The sequence below is a fragment of the Vicinamibacterales bacterium genome (assembly GCA_036496585.1).
GTDB lineage: Bacteria > Acidobacteriota > Vicinamibacteria > Vicinamibacterales > 2-12-FULL-66-21 > JAICSD01.
The window spans coordinates 1-4,431 of the sequence record DASXLB010000016.1 but is presented as its reverse complement, the minus strand read 5'-3'; the positions used below and the strand labels follow the sequence as shown (position 1 = coordinate 4,431).

The following is a 4,431-nucleotide window of genomic DNA, read 5'->3' as shown; positions in this document are numbered from 1 at the left end:
GGTTGCTCTCAGCGTCGCTCGGCTTCGCCGCCACAAACCAAATCGAGCGGCACAGCGCGTACCAAAATTGCGAGCCAAATGGACGCTCCTGGCCGAGTTCCGCCGCCTTGGGCGTATGCGCGACGAGCAGCGACCCCACCGCGAGCTGGCGCAGTGCTCGAAAGAATGCGGTCGCCGCCTCTGCATTCGAGGGTTCATCGTGGCAGGCGGGCGCGACGGAATCAACGCCGAGGTAGTCGATACGTTCGTCCACGATAATCCGGCGCAGCCGATCGGCTTCATACACGAGCGGCCGAGTGCAGGCGATGTGGAGCACGTATGGCATTGCGGTCCCGAACATCGCCTGCAGTCGTCGCTTGTGCGCCAACGCGTCCAGTTCCCAATCTGCGAGCGCAACTCGTACGCCGCGATTGGCAAGCTGTCCCAGCTGCCACAGTAACCACTGGCTCTTTCCGGTGCCCGCGTCGCCGAAGATCATCGAGGGTGATCGCCGCGTCACGATCACACCCTCCAGGTCGTAGTGGTCATCTTGGCCGGTGTCGGGCACATCGCGCAGCGAAACGGCCGGCTGGCCGACAGATTCCGCGACGAGCACCCGCGTCGCAAACTCTTCGATGAGCCGGTGCCAATCTACGTGTCCGTTCGTCCGGGCCAAATCGGCGCACAGACGAGCGCGCGCCTGGCGCACGGTTGGCGAACTCGCATTGAACGATCCGCGCGACAAGACATCGTCCACGGAGGTTCGGGCGCCTTTGAGCGTGGTACGGACTGTGAGTTCGCCGAGAAGGTCGCCGCGCTCGCGTCGCGGCCGATCGAGCTCCAGCTGAATGGACGCATCGGGCACGTCGAGCACATACCGATCGCCGTCGCCCAGCACGCGCCATGTGCGCTCGGTTCCGATCGTCGGATCGGGCCTAGCACCCACGGCGGCGCCCCCGCGGCAGGCGTGCGCCGTCACCGTATGGCCGGTTGTAGCGGTCGAGCGCGTCAGTGTCCTCGGCGACACTTTTCAGACGACCCTCGATTCGCCGAAGCCCCTCGAGCACTCGCCGCTGTCCTTGGAGCAGTTCGGCAAGCCGCGCCAGGACGAGATCCGCAAGACCGGGGTTGCCGCTCATGGCCGCACTTCGACCGGCGTGCTCGTCGCCTCGAGCCAGGCATCGAGCCATTCGGGTCGTAGTCGGATCGCTTTGCGGCCGCCGACACGGGCGTGTCGAAGGCGCCGCGCGGCGATTGCTCGCCTGAGCGTGGCTGGATGGAGTTGTGTCCGGGCACTCGCTTGGGCGAGCGTGAGCCAGGGTGTATCGGCATGAGATGGCGTCTGCATTTGCCTGCCAATTAAGCGCAGATCCGGCATCCCAAGTACTTTCTGAGAAGTGTCTGATACTCTCAGCGCCGCGCCGAACACGTAACCCTATGCTGCTCTTGGACATCCTGAACTCGCCTGAGCGCATCGCGGAACTGTCGCAGACGACGGCGCCCGCCGATTGTCTCGCCCTCAAACGGCAGGTCGATGCTTACCGCTATGCCCTGTGGCAATTCATCGGCGGGCGCCTGGCTAATCCGCTCAAGAAACAGAGAGCGGAAGCGATCAAGGCCCTAGATTTGATGAAGAAGGCGGTACAGGCACTGGTCGAGCCTGACCGTAAGCTCACGTCCATCCGGGCCAGCGTCCCGAAGTCGCAGCGCCATTTGCGCGGGCTCGCCGAGTTCCTCGTATTCCGTCGTTCACCGAGGTTGCTTACACGAATGAAACGCTCTCACGCGGACGTTGCCACGTTGATTCGGCAAACCGGTGTCGCGTGTTGGGCAGAACTCGAGCGTCACGCACGGGCAGACGCGGACATCCGCGGACGCCTTCCCGTCGTATCTACGCGGGGGATTGAGCTGTCAAAGTCGTTGGAACAGCAGTGGGCACGCCTACCGCTCGATCGCGTGCGCCGCTGCGCTTTTTCGCAATGCGACATCGCCGGTGGACGATACTTTGTTGCGCGAACTTCCGAGCGCGATTGCACAAACTGCCGGGAGGCGTTCAGCCGAGACACTCGGTCTAGACTGAAACGCCGAATCACACTCAACGCGCGGCGGCGTACATAGCCCTTGGGCGATGTGCGAATCTGTGCGAATGCAGTCGTTTCGTGCGTGCGCGAGCGGCCGTATCAGTTCACAAATCGCAAGCAGGGGACTCTGGTGTTCGCCTGAGCTGAGGTTTTGAGACTGCTTGAGGGGCTGGCGGTAGCAATACCGTGTAGGTTCAAATCCTATCTTCCGCACCATTCTCAAGCGGCGATTCTCGCTACTTGCTCACACACTCTCTGGCCGCGTCCCCGACAGGTCTCAACCGGTCGAACAACGTTCGGCTGATCTGACGCCCATCCCAGTTCCGCGAGACACGGTCACTCACGACCGCAATCGTGATCCGCACGTTCGGCGCCGTCGTGTAGATCCTGCGGCGGCGGTGTAATTTCTTCCGTCCCTCTATCCACAAATCGCCCGCTCTGTCGATCGCGCAAATCCGCGCCGCAGATCGAACGCGCTTCGACCCCAATCGGATTCCATCGCGGCGCTGTCCATCGTGTCCTAAGCCGCACCGAAGCGTCGCATCGCCACGGTCGACGACCCGGCATACGCCACTCTCGGCTTCGTAATCTGACAGCGAAATCGGTGAGCGGTCATAGACCGGCGCATCCGACCTCGCACGTAGTTTCAAGTACTTCGGTAGGGTCGGCGCGCGGTCCGTCTCGTGCACATCAGGCGCGGCAACGAAACCAATGATGTGTGCCGCCGAATTCCGTCAGTCTCTTTCCCGCGCGCGCTTGTCGCTGCTGCTCGCCGTGATCACGCTGTGCGCGGCGCCGGTGCCAATCGCGCAGGCGCAAAGCATCGTCGACGGCCAGCGCGTGGAATTTTTACCGTCTCCTGACAACGCAGCGCTCGGCACGGACGGAACGCCCGTCGTCCAGGGCTATTCACTGAGCGTCTCCGTTTCCGGATCAACGACCATTGTCGCGACCGCGAACCTCGGCAAACCGACGCCCGAAACCGACGGCTACATGCGCGTCGCGTTTCTCCCGCTGCTCTCGACGCCGCTGCAGGCCGGCGTCACCTACACGTCGGTGGTCACGGCCAACGGACCGGGCGGCTCGACGCCCGGCGCCACGTCGAACACCTTCATGCTCACCTCGTCGTGCGGGACGGCAACGATCTCGCCAGGGACTGTCAGCGTCGGATCGGCCGGCGCCACCGGCAGCGTGAGCGTCACATCGGCCTGCCCCTGGTCGACGTTGAGCAATGCCACCTGGATCACGATCACAACCGGAGGAACGGGAACGGCCAACGGGACGGTGGGCTATGCGGTCGCAGCGAACACCACGACTTCGGCGCGCAGCGGCACCCTGACGATCGCGGACAACACCTTCACGATCACGCAGGCTGCGGCGAGCTGCACGTATTCGATTTCGCCGACCAGTCAATCGATGGCGGCGGCCGGCGGCACCGGCAGCAGCGGCGTCACCGCAGGCGCGGGCTGCGCGTGGACCGCGACGAGCAACACCACCTGGCTGAGCGTCACCGCAGGCGCGAGCGGCACCGGCAACGGCACCGTCAGCTTCAGCGCGGCGGCCAACACGAGCACCACCGCGCGCAGCGGGACACTGACGGTCGCGGGCGCCACCTTCACCGTCAATGAAGCCGCCGCGGCGGGCTGCTCGTACTCGGTGTCGCCAACCAGTCAGTCGATGGCCGCGGCCGGCGGAACCGGCAGCAGCGCCGTCACCGCCGGCACCGCCTGCGCGTGGACGGCGGCGAGCAACGACACCTGGCTGGCCGTCACCTCCGGCGGGAGCGGCACCGGCAACGGCACCGTCGGCTTCAGCGCCGCGGCCAACACGAGCACCACCGCGCGCAGCGGGACACTGACGATCGCGGGCGCCACCTTCACCGTCAACGAAGCGGCCGCCGCCTGCACGTATTCGATCTCGCCGACCAGTCAATCGATGGCGGCGGCCGGCGGTACCGGCAGCAGCGGCGTCACCGCCGGCACCGGCTGCGCCTGGACCGCCACGAGCAACGCCACCTGGCTGAGCGTCACAGGCGGCGCGAGCGGCACCGGCAACGGCACCGTCAGCTTCAGCGCCGCAGCCAACACCAGCACCACCGCACGCAGCGGCACGCTGACGATCGCCGGAACCACCTTCACCGTCAACGAAGCCGCCGCGGCGGGCTGCTCGTACTCGGTGTCGCCGACCAGTCAGTCGATGTCCGGCACGGGCGGCATGAGTTCGGTGGGCCTGGTGGCCGGCGCCGGTTGCGCGTGGACGGCGACCAGCAACGCCAGCTGGTTGACGATCACGGCCGCCGGGAGCGGCACCGGCAACGGGACGGTCGTATTCAGCGCGGCCGCGAACCCCAACTCTTCGGCGCGGACCGGGA

4 protein-coding genes are annotated in these 4,431 nt (G+C 65.7%); 2 read left to right on the top strand and 2 right to left on the bottom strand.

The genetic code is table 11. The features are described from left to right. Positions 1-877 (bottom strand): AAA family ATPase (locus tag VGI12_05135; protein HEY2432041.1); only part of this gene is annotated, 877 nt, incomplete at its 3' end. 37 nt (positions 878-914) lie between these two features. Further along, the gene (locus VGI12_05130; GenBank protein HEY2432040.1) at positions 915-1,118 is read right to left on the bottom strand and encodes a hypothetical protein; all 204 of its coding nucleotides are present in this window, start codon (positions 1,116-1,118) and stop codon (positions 915-917) included. Between the two features lie 298 nt (positions 1,119-1,416). Between VGI12_05130 and VGI12_05125 the strand changes: the two genes are divergently transcribed. Next, on the top strand, positions 1,417-2,097 hold the full coding sequence (locus VGI12_05125; GenBank protein ID HEY2432039.1) for a hypothetical protein: 681 nt from the start codon (positions 1,417-1,419) through the stop codon (positions 2,095-2,097). 719 nt (positions 2,098-2,816) lie between these two features. Beyond that, positions 2,817-4,431 (top strand): BACON domain-containing carbohydrate-binding protein (locus tag VGI12_05120; protein HEY2432038.1); only part of this gene is annotated, 1,615 nt, incomplete at its 3' end.